Annotated in this window: 16 protein-coding genes; 15 read left to right on the forward strand and 1 reads right to left on the reverse strand. The window is 57.1% G+C overall.

Annotated elements, in window-relative coordinates; all coding sequences use genetic code 11:
• Positions 1–4: 4 nt before the first annotated feature.
• A complete protein-coding gene (gene map / locus LRO94_RS07045; RefSeq protein ID WP_032891656.1) occupies positions 5–787 on the reverse strand; it encodes a type I methionyl aminopeptidase in 783 nt (260 codons plus the stop codon).
• A gap of 387 nt (positions 788–1,174) precedes the next feature.
• Here map and rpsB point away from each other — a divergent pair, with 387 nt between their 5' ends.
• The 15 genes from rpsB (at position 1,175) to rnhB (ending at position 15,817) form a co-directional block, all read left to right on the forward strand.
• Positions 1,175–1,912: a 30S ribosomal protein S2 gene (rpsB, locus tag LRO94_RS07050; RefSeq protein ID WP_003189158.1), complete on the forward strand. Its 738-nt coding sequence runs from the start codon at positions 1,175–1,177 to the stop codon at positions 1,910–1,912.
• Positions 1,913–2,104: 192 nt separating this feature from the next.
• Positions 2,105–2,968: a translation elongation factor Ts gene (gene tsf, locus LRO94_RS07055; RefSeq protein ID WP_032891654.1), complete on the forward strand. Its 864-nt coding sequence runs from the start codon at positions 2,105–2,107 to the stop codon at positions 2,966–2,968.
• 211 nt (positions 2,969–3,179) lie between these two features.
• Positions 3,180–3,923 (forward strand): UMP kinase, encoded by a 744-nt coding sequence (gene pyrH, locus LRO94_RS07060; protein WP_003189161.1) that lies wholly within the window; start codon positions 3,180–3,182, stop codon positions 3,921–3,923.
• The gene (gene frr / locus LRO94_RS07065; RefSeq protein WP_016974404.1) at positions 3,920–4,477 is read left to right on the forward strand and encodes a ribosome recycling factor; all 558 of its coding nucleotides are present in this window, start codon (positions 3,920–3,922) and stop codon (positions 4,475–4,477) included. The genes pyrH and frr overlap by 4 nt, the downstream gene beginning before the upstream one ends.
• A gap of 16 nt (positions 4,478–4,493) precedes the next feature.
• A complete protein-coding gene (gene uppS / locus LRO94_RS07070) occupies positions 4,494–5,249 on the forward strand; it encodes a polyprenyl diphosphate synthase (protein ID WP_032891653.1) in 756 nt (251 codons plus the stop codon).
• The gene (locus LRO94_RS07075; RefSeq protein WP_032891652.1) at positions 5,250–6,059 is read left to right on the forward strand and encodes a phosphatidate cytidylyltransferase; all 810 of its coding nucleotides are present in this window, start codon (positions 5,250–5,252) and stop codon (positions 6,057–6,059) included.
• Positions 6,056–7,246 (forward strand): 1-deoxy-D-xylulose-5-phosphate reductoisomerase, encoded by a 1,191-nt coding sequence (gene ispC / locus LRO94_RS07080; protein ID WP_032891650.1) that lies wholly within the window; start codon positions 6,056–6,058, stop codon positions 7,244–7,246. The genes LRO94_RS07075 and ispC overlap by 4 nt, the downstream gene beginning before the upstream one ends.
• A gap of 53 nt (positions 7,247–7,299) precedes the next feature.
• Positions 7,300–8,652, forward strand: coding sequence for a sigma E protease regulator RseP (gene rseP, locus LRO94_RS07085; protein ID WP_032891649.1), 1,353 nt, complete (start codon positions 7,300–7,302; stop codon positions 8,650–8,652).
• 74 nt (positions 8,653–8,726) lie between these two features.
• The gene (gene bamA / locus LRO94_RS07090) at positions 8,727–11,114 is read left to right on the forward strand and encodes an outer membrane protein assembly factor BamA (RefSeq protein WP_095184009.1); all 2,388 of its coding nucleotides are present in this window, start codon (positions 8,727–8,729) and stop codon (positions 11,112–11,114) included.
• A gap of 45 nt (positions 11,115–11,159) precedes the next feature.
• The gene (locus LRO94_RS07095; RefSeq protein WP_003172279.1) at positions 11,160–11,663 is read left to right on the forward strand and encodes an OmpH family outer membrane protein; all 504 of its coding nucleotides are present in this window, start codon (positions 11,160–11,162) and stop codon (positions 11,661–11,663) included.
• A gap of 3 nt (positions 11,664–11,666) precedes the next feature.
• The gene (gene lpxD / locus LRO94_RS07100) at positions 11,667–12,722 is read left to right on the forward strand and encodes a UDP-3-O-(3-hydroxymyristoyl)glucosamine N-acyltransferase (RefSeq protein WP_122680263.1); all 1,056 of its coding nucleotides are present in this window, start codon (positions 11,667–11,669) and stop codon (positions 12,720–12,722) included.
• A 110-nt stretch (positions 12,723–12,832) separates the two neighbouring features.
• The gene (fabZ, locus tag LRO94_RS07105) at positions 12,833–13,273 is read left to right on the forward strand and encodes a 3-hydroxyacyl-ACP dehydratase FabZ (RefSeq protein ID WP_003172281.1); all 441 of its coding nucleotides are present in this window, start codon (positions 12,833–12,835) and stop codon (positions 13,271–13,273) included.
• Positions 13,270–14,046 carry an acyl-ACP--UDP-N-acetylglucosamine O-acyltransferase gene (gene lpxA / locus LRO94_RS07110; protein ID WP_032891646.1) on the forward strand — a complete coding sequence of 259 codons (777 nt, stop codon included), beginning with the start codon at positions 13,270–13,272 and terminating at the stop codon, positions 14,044–14,046. The genes fabZ and lpxA overlap by 4 nt, the downstream gene beginning before the upstream one ends.
• Positions 14,047–14,048: 2 nt before the next feature.
• Positions 14,049–15,188, forward strand: coding sequence for a lipid-A-disaccharide synthase (lpxB, locus tag LRO94_RS07115; RefSeq protein ID WP_032891645.1), 1,140 nt, complete (start codon positions 14,049–14,051; stop codon positions 15,186–15,188).
• Positions 15,185–15,817, forward strand: a complete 633-nt coding sequence (rnhB, locus tag LRO94_RS07120; protein WP_032891644.1) for a ribonuclease HII — start codon at positions 15,185–15,187, stop codon at positions 15,815–15,817. Before lpxB ends, rnhB begins: the two co-directional genes overlap by 4 nt.
• Positions 15,818–15,884 lie beyond the last annotated feature (67 nt).

A 15,884-nucleotide genomic window follows, 5' to 3' on the forward strand; every position in this document is an offset into this window, starting at 1 on the left:
ACCTTCAGGCCGAAACGCGTGGGATCGTATCGTCAGCGCGCAGGGTGAAGATCTCGTAGCCGGTTTCGGTGACCAGCAGGGTGTGTTCCCACTGGGCCGAAAGCTTGCGGTCCTTGGTAATGGCGGTCCAGCCGTCGCCCAGCACCTTGGTGTCGGCTTTGCCCTGGTTGATCATCGGCTCGATGGTAAAGGTCATGCCTGCCTTGAGCTCCATGCCGGTGCCGGCGCGGCCGTAGTGCAGGATCTGTGGCTCTTCATGGAACACGGTGCCGATGCCGTGGCCGCAGAAATCACGTACCACCGAGAAGCCGTTCTTTTCAGCGTGCTTCTGGATCACTTCACCGATATCGCCCAGGCGGCAGCCGGGTTTGACGATTTCGATCGCCTTGTACATGCATTCCTGGGTGACTTGGGACAGGCGTTCGGCCCAGACCGGCACGGTGCCGACGTGGAACATGCGGCTGGTATCGCCGAAGTAGCGATCCTTGATCACGGTGACGTCGATGTTCAGGGTGTCGCCGTCCTTCAGGGGTTTGTCGCACGGAATACCGTGGCAGACCACATGGTTGATCGACGTGCAGATTGACTTGGGGAAGCCCTTGTAATTCAACGGCGCAGGAATGGCACCTTGCACATTGACGATATAGTCATGGCAGATCTGGTTGAGGGTGTCCGTGGTGACGCCCGGCTTGACGTGCTCGGCAATCATTTCCAGCACGTCGGCAGCCAGTTTGCCGGCAATGCGCATGCCGGCAATGTCTTCGGCGGTTTTCAAACTAACGGTCATACAGGCTCTCTCTAGCGCGAAGCGCTGAAATCAATACGGTTTACGGGCGCGCGACAAAAGGTTACAGAATTCGCAAAAGCCCCAAAAAACGCGATTCTAACAGACGCGGGCGGCAAATCATGAGCCCCTGACGATCGCTTCTCTCTATAAGGTGGGGCTATATCCGCTCTATTCAAAGGGTTGCGCATAAGCCGCGCACGCCGAATGTGATTGCGGGTTTCGTTTTCGCCCTTCGTGTGGTATAAAATGCGCCGCTTTCCGGGGATGCCCCGAAGAGCTTAAATCCACACACGTGTCGACACGATGACCTGGGTGCCGGAGGCCTTGATGCCGCTGGTTGGTCATTGGGATACGTGGAGGCCAAACCCGACTTATTAAGGAACTATCATGTCCCAAGTCAATATGCGCGATATGCTGAAGGCCGGTGTGCACTTCGGTCACCAGACCCGTTACTGGAACCCGAAAATGGGTAAATACATTTTCGGCGCGCGTAACAAGATCCACATCATCAACCTTGAAAAAACCCTGCCAATGTTCAACGAAGCTCTGACTTTCGTAGAGCGTCTGGCCCAGGGCAAAAACAAGATTCTGTTCGTCGGCACCAAGCGTTCCGCGGGCAAGATCGTTGCTGAAGAAGCAGCACGTTGCGGTTCGCCGTACGTCGATCACCGCTGGTTGGGCGGCATGCTGACCAACTTCAAAACCATCCGTGCTTCCATCAAACGTCTGCGTGACCTTGAAGTGCAAGCCGAAGACGGTACTTTCGCCAAGCTGACCAAGAAAGAAGCGCTGATGCGCTCCCGTGACCTGGAAAAGCTCGATCGTTCCCTGGGTGGTATCAAGGACATGGGCGGTCTGCCTGACGCACTGTTCGTTATCGACGTTGATCACGAGCGCATCGCGATCACCGAAGCCAACAAGCTGGGCATCCCTGTTATCGGCGTAGTCGATACCAACAGCAGCCCGGAAGGCGTTGACTACATCATCCCAGGCAACGATGACGCAATCCGCGCTATCCAGCTGTACATGGGTTCGATGGCTGACGCTGTAATCCGTGGTCGCAACCACGTTGCTGGTGGTACCGAGCAGTTCGTTGAAGAAGCTCCGGTAGCCGCAGCTGAGTAATTGACGCCCTGGCGTTGACTCAGTAAGCAAAAAGGGGGCTTGGCCCCCTTTTTGCCCCCTCGAAAACCATTTGTGCGCAGCGCAGCTACATCATCTGTAACGTGCAGCGGCCTACAAGGGTGGTTCGGGAAGAATTGATCCCCCGTTCGATCGGGTGGAATGGTTGAAAACCTATCCAAGAGGAATTTGAAAATGGCAGCAATTACTGCAGCGTTGGTTAAAGAACTGCGTGAGCGTACCGGCGAAGGCATGATGGATTGCAAGAAAGCCCTGGAAAAGGCTGACGGCGACATCGAAAAAGCAATTGATGACATGCGTGCTTCCGGCGCAATCAAGGCTGCCAAGAAAGCAGGCAACGTGGCTGCTGAAGGCGCTATCGCTCTGAAAGAAGACGGCAAATCTGCTGTTCTGCTGGAAGTGAACTCGCAGACCGACTTCCTGGCTCTGCAAGACGACTTCAAGGCATTTGTTGCTGCCAGCGTTGATAAAGCGTTCGACGACAAACTGACTGACGTCGCTCCGCTGATCGAAGCACAAGAAGCTGCACGCCTGGTACTGGTCGGCAAAGTTGGCGAAAACGTCAACATCCGTCGCCTGGTACGCGTTGAAGGTGACGTTGTTGGTGGTTACCTGCACGGCAACAAGATCGGTGTTGCAGTTGTCCTGAAGGGCGGCAACGTTGAGCTGGCTAAAGACATCGCTATGCACGTAGCGGCCAGCAACCCAGAGTTCCTGCTGCCTTCGGAAGTTTCTGCCGAAGCAATCGAGCGCGAAAAAGCTGTGTTCCTGCAGCTGAACGAAGAAAAAATCAAAGGCAAGCCAGAAAACATTGTTGAAAATATGGTCAAAGGCCGTATCAGCAAGTTCCTGGCCGAAGCAAGCCTGGTTGAGCAGGCGTTCGTTAAGAACCCTGAAATCAAGGTTGGCGAACTGGCTAAGAAAGCCGGTGCTGAAATCGTTTCCTTCACTTACTTCAAAGTAGGCGACGGTATCGAGAAGCCGGTCGACAACTTCGCTGAAGAAGTTGCTGCCCAGCTGGCTGCCGCCAAGCAATAAGACAGTTTTCAACTGTCGCCCGAAAGAGGCTGCCCGCTCACGCGCGCAGCCTCTTTTCAAATGGGCAGGCCGAATTAATTTGGCTTACCCTCGGAACTGGCTTACAAAGCCGTGTTCCGATGGCGCTGTGAGAGCGTCCAGCTAGAGTGAACGCAAGCCGTAAACGGCTCGCCAAGAATTTTTAAAAAATACGCCGCAGGAGAGATTCGCAATGGCTCAGCAGGGCAGTGGTTATCAGGCTCGCTATAAACGCATTCTACTCAAGCTCAGCGGCGAGGCCCTGATGGGCTCGGAAGAGTTCGGGATCGATCCCAAGGTGCTCGACCGCATGGCGCTGGAAGTCGGCCAACTGGTTGGTATCGGCGTGCAAGTCGGCTTGGTGATCGGCGGCGGTAACCTGTTTCGTGGCGCGGCGCTGAGTGCGGCCGGTATGGATCGGGTCACTGGCGACCACATGGGCATGCTGGCCACTGTGATGAACGCCCTGGCGATGCGTGATGCCCTGGAGCGTGCCAATATCTCGGCTATCGTGATGTCGGCTATTTCCATGGTGGGTGTGACCGATCACTATGATCGTCGCAAAGCCATGCGCCATTTGAACTCAAAAGAAGTGGTGATCTTCGCCGCTGGTACCGGTAACCCATTCTTTACCACTGATTCGGCGGCGTGCCTGCGTGCCATCGAAATCGACGCTGACGTGGTTTTGAAGGCAACCAAGGTAGACGGTGTGTACACCGCAGACCCATTCAAAGACCCGCATGCCGAGAAGTTCGATCATCTGACCTACGATGAAGTGCTGGATCGCAAGCTGGGTGTCATGGATCTAACGGCTATTTGCCTGTGCCGCGACCACAAGATGCCGCTGCGCGTATTTAATATGAACAAGCCCGGCGCCCTGCTGAATATCGTACACGGCGGCGCGGAAGGGACTCTGATCGAGGAAGGCCAACAATGATCAATGAAATCAAGAAAGACGCCCAAGCGCGTATGCAGAAATCCCTGGAATCTTTGAGCCATGCATTCGGCCAGATTCGTACTGGCAAGGCGCACCCGAGTATTCTGGGCAGCGTGATGGTGCCTTACTACGGCGCTGACACTCCGCTGAGCGGCGTGGCAAACGTTACCGTTAAAGATTCGCGCACCCTGCAAGTCGTGGCTTTCGAGCGCAACATGCTCGCTGCGGTCGACAAGGCGATTCAGAGCGCCGGCTTGAACCTCAATCCGACCAACCTTGGCGAACTGCTGCTGATCTCCATGCCTGCCTTGACCGAAGAAACCCGCAAGGGCTTCACCAAGCAGGCACGTAGCGCGGCTGAAGATGCACGCGTTGCTGTGCGCAACATCCGTCGTGATGCCCTGGGTGACCTGAAGAAACTGGTTAAGGACAAGGAGATCAGCGAAGACGAAGAGCGTCGTGCCGTCGCTGATATCGACAAGCTGACCAAAGATGCCGAGGCCCAGATCACCAAGGCCACGGAAGAAAAAGAAAAGGACCTGATGGCCGTATAAGGGTCAGGACGCCTTCATGGAAAAGACCAAGCAGACTGTACCCTCTTTGGTGCCGCGCCATGTCGCGATCATCATGGATGGGAATAATCGCTGGGCGAAGAAACGCTTTATGCCGGGTGTCGCCGGGCATAAAGCGGGTGTCGATGCGGTGCGGGCTGTGATTGAGGTGTGTGCCGAGGCCAAGGTCGAGGTGTTGACCTTGTTCGCCTTCTCCAGTGAGAACTGGCAGCGGCCCGCCGAAGAAGTCAGCGCCTTGATGGATCTGTTCTTCAAGGCGTTGCGTCGTGAGGCGAAGCGCCTTAATGACAACAATATCAGTCTGCGCATCATCGGTGATCGCTCGCGATTCCACCCGGAGCTGCAGGCGGCCATGCGCGAGGCGGAGGCCATCACGGCTGGCGCCAACCGTTTTGTGCTACAGATCGCAGCCAATTACGGCGGCCAGTGGGATATCGCCCAGGCTGCACAGCGGCTGGCTCGCGAAGTGCAAGCCGGTCATCTTCGACCGGACGACATCACGCCTGAGCTGTTGCAAACCTGCCTGGTGACCGGTGACCTGCCATTGCCTGACTTGTGCATCCGTACCGGCGGTGAACATCGCATCAGCAATTTCCTGCTGTGGCAGTTGGCCTACACCGAGCTGTACTTCTCCGACCTGTTCTGGCCGGACTTCAAACACGATGCCATGCGTACTGCGCTGGCCGATTTCGCTTCCCGCCAGCGTCGCTTCGGTAAAACGAGTGAGCAGGTCGAAGCTGGAGCCCGGGTTTAAATGCTTAAACAACGAATCATCACAGCGCTCATCCTGTTGCCGATCGCCTTATGTGGGTTTTTCCTGCTCGATGGGTCCGGTTTTGCCCTATTTATCGGGCTGGTCGTAACCTTGGGCGCCTGGGAATGGGCACGATTGGCAGGTTTCAACGCGCAATTGCCGCGCTTGGTGTATGCCGCTGTCGTAGCGGTGTTACTGTTTCTGATGCACACCCTGTCGAGCATCATCGTGCCTTGGGTGCTGGGTGCTGCGGTGCTGTGGTGGGCGCTTGCGACCTATCTGGTGTTGACGTTTCCGCGCAGCAGTGGTCATTGGTCCAGTGTTGCCAGCAAGTTGGTGATTGGCTTATTGATTCTGTTGCCAGCCTGGCAAGGGTTAGTGGAGATCAAGAACTCGCCGATGGGCAATTGGCTGATCATGGCGGTGATGGTGCTGGTGTGGGGCGCAGATATCGGCGCCTACTTCTCGGGACGGGCATTCGGTAAGCGCAAGCTGGCACCGGCAGTCAGTCCGGGCAAGAGTTGGGAAGGGGTTTACGGCGGCCTGGCATTGACCCTGCTGATCACTTTGGTGGTCGGTGTGGTGCGGGATTGGTCAGTAACGGACATCTTCCTGGCTCTTCTGGGTACGGCTATCGTCGTGTTCATCTCGGTCGTGGGCGACCTCACTGAAAGCATGTTTAAGCGCCAGGCCGGGGTCAAGGACAGCAGTAATCTGCTGCCAGGGCACGGTGGGGTGCTGGACCGTATTGATAGCCTTACCGCTGCTATTCCGATCTTTGCCGTGCTGTTGTGGATGACTGCTTCGTGAGCCGTCTGCAGCAAGTAACCGTGTTGGGCGCAACCGGCTCGGTAGGGTTGAGCACCCTCGATGTGATCGCTCGTCACCCTGATCGCTATCAAGTGTTTGCCCTGACGGGATTCACTCGTCTGAGCGAGCTGCTGGCGCTGTGTGTGCGTCATGCGCCTCGCTTTGCTGTGGTGCCTGAAGCAGCGGCAGCGCAGGGCCTGCAGGATGACCTGCGGGCTGCCGGACTTGCCACACAGGTGCTGGTAGGCGAGTCGGGATTGTGTCAGGTCTCGGCCGATGCCGAGGTGGACACTGTAGTCGCCGCTATTGTCGGTGCCGCCGGCTTGCGCCCAACCTTGGCTGCCGTCGACGCGGGCAAAAAAATCCTGCTGGCCAATAAAGAAGCGCTGGTGATGTCTGGCGCGCTCTTTATGCAGGCGGTGCGTAAAAGCGGTGCGGTGCTGTTGCCCTTGGACAGTGAGCACAACGCAATCTTTCAGTGCATGCCAGGAGACTATGCTCGTGGCTTGAGTCAGGTAGGCGTTCGTCGGATTCTGCTGACCGCTTCCGGTGGGCCTTTCCGGCAAACTCCGTTGATAGAGCTGGAGCATGTGTCTCCGGATCAAGCATGCGCCCATCCGAACTGGTCCATGGGCCGCAAAATCTCCGTGGATTCGGCAAGCATGATGAACAAGGGCCTGGAATTGATCGAGGCCTGCTGGTTGTTCGATGCGCGGCCGGATCAGGTCGAGGTGGTTATTCACCCGCAAAGCGTGATTCATTCCTTGGTCGACTACGTGGATGGTTCAGTCTTGGCCCAATTGGGCAATCCCGATATGCGTACGCCGATCGCTAATGCCCTGGCGTGGCCGGAGCGGATTGATTCCGGCGTGGCGCCACTCGACCTGTTTGCAGTTGCTCGCCTGGATTTTGAAGCGCCGGACGAACAGCGCTTTCCTTGTCTGCGCTTGGCGCGGCAGGCGGCGGAGGCGGGTAACAGTGCGCCAGCGATGCTCAATGCGGCCAATGAGGTGGCCGTGGCGGCGTTTCTCGAACGGCGCATCCGCTTTCCGCAGATCGCGAGTATTATCGAGGACGTTTTGAGTCTTGAGCCTGTGGTGGCTGTAAATGACCTCGGGGCGGTATTTGAGGCAGATACCAAGGCGCGGACCTTGGCCGAGCAATGGTTGAGCCGCAACACGCGTTAGTCTGTGGGCGCGCTTGAGCCTTCGGGTACTGGATTGGATTGCGGAGAAATTAGATGAGTGCGCTTTACATGATTGTCGGCACCCTGGTTGCTCTGGGTGTGCTGGTCACCTTCCACGAATTCGGCCACTTCTGGGTGGCGCGTCGTTGCGGCGTCAAGGTACTGCGTTTTTCCGTCGGTTTCGGCATGCCGCTGGTTCGCTGGCACGACCGTCGTGGCACCGAGTTTGTGATTGCGGCCATCCCGTTGGGTGGCTACGTCAAGATGCTCGATGAGCGCGAAGGCGAAGTGCCGGCTGATCAGTTGGACCAATCCTTTAATTGCAAGACCGTTCGTCAGCGTATCGCTATCGTTGCCGCTGGTCCGATCGCCAACTTCCTGCTGGCGATGCTGTTCTTCTGGGTGTTGGCCATGCTGGGCAGCCAGCAGGTGCGTCCAGTTATCGGTGCCGTTGAGGCGGACAGTATCGCTGCCAAGGCTGGCCTGGTCGCTGGCCAGGAAATTGTGTCTATTGATGGCGAACCGACCACGGGTTGGGGGGCGGTCAATTTGCAGTTGGTGCGTCGCTTGGGTGAAAGCGGCACTGTTAATGTTGTGGTGCGTGAGCAGGACTCCAGTGCCGAAATCCCGCGGTCGTTGGCCTTGGATCATTGGCTCAAAGGCGCTGATGAGCCTGACCCGATCAAGTCCTTGGGTATTCGTCCGTGGCGTCCGGCACTGCCGCCGGTCCTTGCCGAGCTGGATCCGAAGGGGCCAGCCCAGGCTGCAGGTCTGAAAACCGGCGATCGTCTGTTGGCCCTCGATGGCCAGGCGCTGGGTGAATGGCAGCAAGTGGTCGATCTGGTTCGTGTACGCCCTGATACCAAAATTGTGCTGAAAATTGAGCGCGACGGTGCTCAAATCGACGTCCCCGTTACTCTGGCGGTGCGTGGCGAAGCCAAGGCTGCCGGGGGGTACCTGGGTGCTGGCGTCAAGAGTCCGGAGTGGCCGCCATCAATGGTGCGTGAGGTCAGCTTCGGGCCGTTGGCGGCGATTGGCGAGGGTGCAAAACGCACCTGGACCATGAGCGTACTGACCCTGGAATCCCTCAAGAAAATGTTGTTCGGCGAGCTCTCGGTAAAAAACTTGAGTGGACCGATAACCATTGCTAAAGTGGCGGGCGCTTCTGCCCAGTCGGGTGTCGCGGATTTCCTGAATTTCCTGGCTTATCTGAGTATTAGCCTGGGTGTTCTGAATTTGCTGCCCATTCCTGTACTGGATGGGGGGCATCTGTTGTTTTATCTGGTCGAGTGGGTGCGTGGTCGCCCCTTGTCAGATCGAGTGCAGGGTTGGGGGATACAGATCGGTATCAGTTTGGTTGTCGGGGTGATGTTATTAGCCTTGGTCAACGATCTGGGTCGACTGTAACGCTTCGCTGAATTGCGAATCTGCCGCATTTTGCGGCAGTTTGTTTATTGCCAGTTGGAATAAGAAAGGACTTCATGAAACGTCTGCTGCTAACTGCGGTTCTCACCGTATTGATGATCGCCGAAGTTCACGCCGAGTCCTTCACCATCTCCGATATTCGCGTCAACGGCCTCCAGCGGGTTTCCGCGGGTAGCGTCTTTGGTGCATTACCGTTGAACGTCGGTGAACAGGCTGATGATCGTCGCCTGGTGGAATCCACTCGTGCGCTGTTCAAAACCGGTTTCTTTCAAGACATCCAACTGGGGCGCGAAGGTAACGTCTTGGTCATCACCGTCGTCGAGCGACCTTCTGTCGCCAGTATCGAGATCGAAGGTAACAAGGCGATCTCTACTGAAGACCTGATGAAGGGCCTCAAGCAGTCCGGCCTGGCCGAGGGCGAGATATTCCAGCGCGCCACTCTTGAAGGTGTGCGTAACGAACTGCAGCGTCAGTACGTTGCCCAGGGCCGCTACTCGGCGACCGTGGAGACGGAAGTGGTCCCGCAGCCTCGTAACCGTGTCGGCCTCAAGGTCAACATCAACGAAGGCACCGTGGCGGCCATTCAGCACATCAACGTGGTGGGTAACACCAAGTTTGCTGATGACGACCTGATCGACCTCTTCGAGCTCAAGACCACCAACTGGCTGTCGTTCTTCAAGAACGACGACAAGTACGCCCGTGAAAAACTCTCCGGTGACCTGGAGCGTCTGCGTTCGTACTACCTGGACCGTGGCTATATCAATATGGATATCGCGTCGACCCAGGTGTCCATCACCCCGGACAAGAAGCACGTCTATATCACCGTTAACGTCAACGAAGGCGAGAAGTACAAGGTTCGTGACGTCAAGCTGAGCGGCGACTTGAAAGTGCCTGAAGACCAGGTCAAGTCCCTGCTGCTGGTGCAGAAAGACCAGGTGTTCTCGCGTAAGCTGATGACCACCACGTCCGAACTGATCACCCGTCGTCTGGGTAACGAAGGCTATACCTTCGCCAACGTCAACGGCGTACCGACCCCGCACGATGATGATCACACAGTGGACATTACCTTTGTGGTCGACCCAGGTAAGCGTGCCTACGTGAACCGTATCAATTTCCGTGGCAACACCAAGTCTGCGGATGAAGTGCTGCGCCGTGAAATGCGTCAGATGGAAGGTGGCTGGGCGTCGACGTACTTGATCGACCAATCCAAGACCCGTCTTGAGCGCCTGGGTTTCTTCAAGGAAGTCAACGTTGAAACCCCGGCTGTACCGGGCGTGGATGACCAGGTTGACGTTAACTACGCAGTAGAAGAGCAAGCATCGGGTTCTATCACTGCCAGCGTCGGCTTTGCACAAAGCGCAGGTCTGATCCTCGGTGGTTCCATCACCCAGAACAACTTCCTCGGTACCGGTAACCGTGTGTCTATCGGCCTGACTCGAAGCGAATACCAGAGCCGATATAACTTTGGTTATACCGACCCCTACTGGACTGCTGACGGTGTGAGCTTGGGCTACAACGCCTTCTACCGCACCACCGACTACAAAGACCTCGATGTTGACGTTGCAAGCTATGCAATCGACAGCCTGGGTGCGGGTGTCAACGTCGGTTATCCGATCAGCGAAACCTCGCGTTTGACCTTCGGCCTGACTGCGCAGCAGGATGAGATCAAGACCGGTGTCTACACCGTGGACGAAATCTTCGACTTCACTCGTCGTGAAGGTGACAAGTTTCTGAACTTCAAGGCGTCTGCTGGCTGGTCCGAGTCGACCCTGAACAAAGGTGTACTGGCAACCCGGGGCCATTCCCAGAGCCTGACTCTGGAAACCACTACGCCGGGCAGCGACCTGTCGTTCTTCAAGCTCGACTACCGTGGTCAGTTGTTCCAGCCGCTGAGCGACAACTACACCATGCGTCTGCACACTGAGCTGGGGTATGGCGACGGTTATGGTTCGACCAATGGTTTGCCGTTCTATGAGAACTACTATGCGGGTGGCTTCAACTCCGTACGTGGCTTCAAAGACAGCACCTTGGGTCCTCGTGGTACTCCGAGCCGAGGTGCTGGCGTAACCGGTAACCAAGGTACTGTGGCTGACTCCGACAACGACCCACTGCCGTTCGGTGGTAACGTGTTGATCCAGGGCGGCGCGGAGATTTTGTTCCCGCTGCCATTCGTCAAGGATCAGCGTTCGCTGCGTACGTCCGTGTTCTGGGACGTGGGTAACGTGTTCGACTCCAAGTGCGAGCAGATTAGAAACCCGAGCGGTGTTAAATCCAACACTCAGTGCAACGACGTGAGCCTGACCAACCTGGCGAGCTCCGTGGGTGTAGGTGTTACCTGGGTGACTGCGCTTGGTCCGTTGAGCTTTGCTCTGGCCATGCCGATCAAGAAACCGGATAACGCTGAAACCCAGATTTTCCAATTCTCCCTCGGCCAGACGTTCTAAGCGTCTGACCCAAGATAACGACAACGGATTCTGTAGGAGTACATCGTGCGTAAGTTGACTCAATTGGTTCTGCTGGCCACCGTGCTGGTGACCACCCCGGCCTTCGCCGAAATGAAAATCGCCGTTCTGAACTATCAGATGGCATTGCTGGAATCCGATGCGGCCAAAAAATACGCCGTGGATGCCGAGAAGAAATTCGGTCCGCAACTGACCAAGCTTAAGACGCTGGAAAGCAGCGCCAAGGGCATCCAGGATCGTCTGGTAGCGGGTGGGGACAAAATGCAGCAAGGCGAGCGCGAGCGTCTGGAGCTTGAGTTCAAGCAAAAGGCCCGTGACTATCAGTTCCAATCCAAGGAGCTGAACGAAGCCAAGGCTGTTGCCGACCGTGAAATGCTCAAGCAGCTCAAGCCGAAACTCGACAGCGCTGTGGAAGAAGTCATCAAGAAAGGTGCCTTTGACTTGGTGTTCGAGCGTGGCGCAGTAATTGACGTCAAACCTCAATACGACATCACCCGCCAGGTGATCGAGCGCATGAACCAGCTGAAGTAAGCCATGACCGCGACTATCAAGCTCGGCGAGTTGGCCGAGTTCCTGGGGGCCACCTTGCGTGGCTCCCAGGAGAAGGAAATCACTGGGCTAGCCACCTTGCAGGAGGCTGGCCCATCTCAGTTGAGCTTCCTCGCAAACCCTCAATACCGTAAATACCTCGTCGATAGCCAAGCCGCAGCCGTATTGCTCAAGGCAGCTGACGCCGAAGGGTTTGCCGGGGATGCGCTGGTGGTAGCTGACCCGTATCTGGCCTATGCGCAGGTTTCGCACCTATTTGATCCAAAACCCAAGGCAGCCAGCGGCATTCACCCGTCGGCGGTGATCGCCGATGATGCCCGCGTTGATCCTGCGGCGAGCATTGGCGCTTTTGCGGTGATCGAGAGTGGTGCGCGCATTGCGGCCGGTGTAACTGTTGGTGCGCATTGCTTTATTGGTGCGCGTTGTGAAATCGGTGCCGATGGTTGGCTGGCACCTCGCGTGACCCTTTACCACGATGTGCGTATCGGTGAACGGGTGGTTATCCAGTCAGGTGCGGTGATCGGAGGGGAAGGCTTCGGCTTTGCCAACTCCAAAGGTATCTGGAACAAGATTGCCCAGGTCGGCGGCGTTTTGATCGGCGACGACGTGGAAATTGGTGTTAATACAGCTGTCGATCGCGGGGCCTTGGCCGATACCGTGATCGGCAACGGTGTGAAGCTCGACAACCAGATCCAGATTGCTCACAACGTACAGATTGGCGATCACACCGCCATGGCTGCATGCGTGGGGATTTCCGGCAGCACCAAAATCGGCAAGCATTGCATGCTCGCCGGTGGCGTCGGTCTGGTGGGGCATATTGATATTTGCGACAACGTTTTTATCACCGGAATGACCATGGTCACTCACTCGATTACCGAGCCTGGGGCCTATTCATCCGGTACCGCCATGCAGCCTGCGGCTGAATGGCGCAAGAGTGCAGCACGTTTGAGGCAGCTCGACGACATGGCTCGACGTCTCAAACAGCTGGAAAAGCGTGTTGGGGACGTGACCCCTGGCGGTAATGCTTCATCTGAAGGCTGATACCATTTCCATATCAAGTGTGCACAGCCGCTAGACTGCCTCCTTGATTTGCTAGCGGGGCGTGCGTTTAGTCGCCCGCCCCCAATCTTTATTACAGGCTTCCCCCCGAAATGATGGACATCAACGAGATTCGCGAATACCTGCCTCACCGTTACCCGTTCCTGCTGGTGGACCGCGTAGTGGACCTCAATGTTGAGGAAAAGCGCATTCGTGCCTACAAGAATGTCAGCATCAACGAACCGTTCTTCAATGGTCACTTTCCCGCGCACCCCATCATGCCGGGCGTGTTGATCATCGAGGCGATGGCCCAGGCTGCCGGTATCCTTGGTTTCAAAATGCTTGACCTTAAGCCTGCCGACGGCACGCTTTACTATTTCGTGGGCTCCGACAAGCTACGCTTTCGCAACCCCGTTACTCCGGGTGACCAGTTGATTCTGGAAGCCAAATTCATCAGCTGCAAGCGCCAGATCTGGAAGTTCGAATGCCAGGCCTCGGTAGACGGCAAGCCAGTGTGCTCTGCCGAGATCATCTGCGCGGAACGCAAACTATGAGTTTGATTGACCCTCGCGCAATCATCGATCCGTCGGCCGTACTGGCCGCCGACGTTGAGGTCGGCCCCTGGTCGATCATCGGCGCAGGTGTGGAAATCGGCGAGGGGACTGTCATCGGGCCGCACGTGATCCTCAAAGGTCCGACCCGCATTGGCAAACACAACCGCATCTACCAGTTTTCCTCGGTAGGCGAAGACACCCCGGACATGAAGTACAAGGGTGAAGAAACACGCTTGGTAATCGGTGATCACAACATCATCCGTGAAGGCGTGACCATTCACCGTGGCACCGTGCAGGATCGTGCCGAGACCACACTGGGTGATCACAATCTGGTTATGGCCTATGCCCATATCGGGCATGACAGCGTGATCGGCAACCACTGCATCCTGGTCAACAACACGGCGTTGGCTGGCCACGTGCACGTCGACGATTGGGCAATCCTGTCAGGCTTCACGCTCGTCCATCAGTACTGCCACATTGGGGCCCACAGCTTCTCCGGCATGGGCACCGCGATCGGCAAGGACGTCCCGGCGTTCGTCACGGTGTTCGGCAACCCCGCTGAAGCTCGCAGCATGAACTTCGAAGGCATGCGCCGTCGTGGTTTCAGCGAAGAGGCCATTCACGCACTGCGTCGTGCCTATAAGGTCGTTTATCGCCAGGGGCTGACAGTAGATCAGGCGTTGACCCAACTGACCGAGCCGGCAGCGTTGTTCCCGGAAGTCGCGGTGTTCCGTGATTCGATCCAGGCGTCGACTCGCGGCATCACTCGCTGATCATGGCTAATCTGCGAATTGCGCTGGTGGCCGGAGAAGCTTCCGGCGATATCCTGGGCGCAGGTCTTATGCGGGCCCTCAAGGCCCAGCATCCGGCGGTTGAATTCATCGGTGTTGGTGGCCCATTGATGCAGGCTGAAGGCCTCACTTCCTATTTCCCCATGGAGCGCCTGTCGGTTATGGGGTTGGTGGAAGTGCTGGGTCGCCTGCGTGAGCTGTTGGCGCGCCGCAAGCTGCTGATTCAGACCCTGATCGAAGAAAAACCCGACGTCTTTATCGGAATCGATGCACCGGACTTCACCCTCAATATCGAACTCAAGCTGCGTCAGGCCGGGATCAAAACCGTACACTACGTTAGCCCCTCCGTGTGGGCGTGGCGACAAAAGCGTGTGCTGAAGATCCGTGAAGGCTGTGACCTGATGCTCACCCTGTTGCCGTTCGAGGCCAGGTTCTACGAAGAAAAGGGCGTGCCGGTACGGTTCGTTGGGCATACGCTCGCCGACGACATCCCTTTGCAGGCCGATCGCGTGGCGGCCCGTGGGCAGTTGGGCTTGCCCGATGGCCCGCTCGTCGCGTTGATGCCGGGAAGCAGGGGGGGAGAAGTCGGTCGGCTGGCCAGCGTGTTCTTCGATGCCGCCGAGCGCCTGCAAGCCTTGAAGCCAGGTGTGCGTTTCGTACTGCCCTGTGCAAGCCCACAGCGTCGCGCACAGATCGAAACGCTGCTGGAAGGTCGTAACCTGCCGTTGACATTGCTTGATGGTCAATCGCACCTGGCATTGGCGGCCTGCGATGCGGTGCTGATTGCTTCAGGCACGGCAACCCTGGAAGCCTTGTTGTACAAGCGTCCGATGGTTGTGGCGTATCGCCTGGCACCGCTGACGTTCTGGATTCTCAAACGCATGGTCAAAAGCCCCTATATCTCTTTGCCCAATTTGCTGGCCCAGCGCTTGTTGGTGCCGGAGTTGCTGCAGGACGATGCGACACCGGAGGCCTTGGCGCAGACACTGCTGCCCCTGATCGATGGCGGCGAAGAGCAGACCCGAGGGTTTGATGAGATTCATCGCACCCTGCGCCGTGATGCGTCGAACCAGGCAGCTGACGCCGTGTTGAGTTTGATCGGCCACAAACAGGAAACGTTATGAGTACGCAGATGGGCCTGGATTTCAGCCTGGTTGCACAGGCCCATGAACTGGTGGCCGGTGTTGATGAAGTAGGGCGCGGTCCCCTCTGCGGTGCGGTGGTCACCGCAGCTGTGATTCTTGATCCGAACCGTCCGATCCTTGGCCTCAACGATTCGAAGAAGCTCACCGAAGCTCGTCGCGAAAAGCTCTACGACGAGATTTGTGAAAAAGCCCTGAGCTGGCATATCGCCCGGGCCGAAGTCGAAGAAATCGACGAGCTGAACATTCTCCACGCCACCATGCTTGCCATGCAGCGTGCTGTTGAAGGCCTGCACATCACACCCAAACTGGCGATGATCGACGGTAACCGTTGCCCTAAATTGGCGATGCCGGCCGAGGCAGTGGTCAAAGGTGACAGCAAGGTTCCGGCCATCGCAGCGGCATCGATCCTGGCCAAGGTCAGTCGTGACCGGGAAATGGCCGCGTTCGAGTTGATCTATCCCGGCTACGGCATCGGTGGTCACAAAGGCTATCCGACGCCCGTTCATCTGGAAGCCCTGGCCCGCCTCGGCCCCACGCCTATCCACCGCCGCTCGTTTGCCCCGGTGCGCCTGGCTTACGAAGCGCGGGAGAGTCTCAGCGAGGTGTAGTCGCGAGGCTGATGTTTTTGCCAAGGCCCGGTACAATCCGGGCCTTGTTGTTTCCACGTATAAGACA

The organism is Pseudomonas sivasensis (genome assembly GCF_021391435.1).
GTDB lineage: Bacteria > Pseudomonadota > Gammaproteobacteria > Pseudomonadales > Pseudomonadaceae > Aquipseudomonas > Aquipseudomonas sivasensis.

What these genes read in the sequence shown, in the direction of transcription:
- rseP (WP_032891649.1), top strand. Translation starts at nt 7,300, where the DNA reads ATGAGTGCGCTTTACATGATTGTCGGCACCCTGGTTGCTCTGGGTGTG.
- pyrH (WP_003189161.1), top strand. Translation starts at nt 3,180, where the DNA reads ATGGCTCAGCAGGGCAGTGGTTATCAGGCTCGCTATAAACGCATTCTA.
- rpsB (WP_003189158.1), top strand. Translation starts at nt 1,175, where the DNA reads ATGTCCCAAGTCAATATGCGCGATATGCTGAAGGCCGGTGTGCACTTC.
- LRO94_RS07075 (WP_032891652.1), top strand. Translation starts at nt 5,250, where the DNA reads ATGCTTAAACAACGAATCATCACAGCGCTCATCCTGTTGCCGATCGCC.
- bamA (WP_095184009.1), top strand. Translation starts at nt 8,727, where the DNA reads ATGAAACGTCTGCTGCTAACTGCGGTTCTCACCGTATTGATGATCGCC.
- rnhB (WP_032891644.1), top strand. Translation starts at nt 15,185, where the DNA reads ATGAGTACGCAGATGGGCCTGGATTTCAGCCTGGTTGCACAGGCCCAT.
- map (WP_032891656.1), bottom strand. Translation starts at nt 787, where the DNA reads ATGACCGTTAGTTTGAAAACCGCCGAAGACATTGCCGGCATGCGCATT.
- lpxB (WP_032891645.1), top strand. Translation starts at nt 14,049, where the DNA reads ATGGCTAATCTGCGAATTGCGCTGGTGGCCGGAGAAGCTTCCGGCGAT.
- lpxA (WP_032891646.1), top strand. Translation starts at nt 13,270, where the DNA reads ATGAGTTTGATTGACCCTCGCGCAATCATCGATCCGTCGGCCGTACTG.
- frr (WP_016974404.1), top strand. Translation starts at nt 3,920, where the DNA reads ATGATCAATGAAATCAAGAAAGACGCCCAAGCGCGTATGCAGAAATCC.
- fabZ (WP_003172281.1), top strand. Translation starts at nt 12,833, where the DNA reads ATGATGGACATCAACGAGATTCGCGAATACCTGCCTCACCGTTACCCG.
- tsf (WP_032891654.1), top strand. Translation starts at nt 2,105, where the DNA reads ATGGCAGCAATTACTGCAGCGTTGGTTAAAGAACTGCGTGAGCGTACC.
- uppS (WP_032891653.1), top strand. Translation starts at nt 4,494, where the DNA reads ATGGAAAAGACCAAGCAGACTGTACCCTCTTTGGTGCCGCGCCATGTC.
- lpxD (WP_122680263.1), top strand. Translation starts at nt 11,667, where the DNA reads ATGACCGCGACTATCAAGCTCGGCGAGTTGGCCGAGTTCCTGGGGGCC.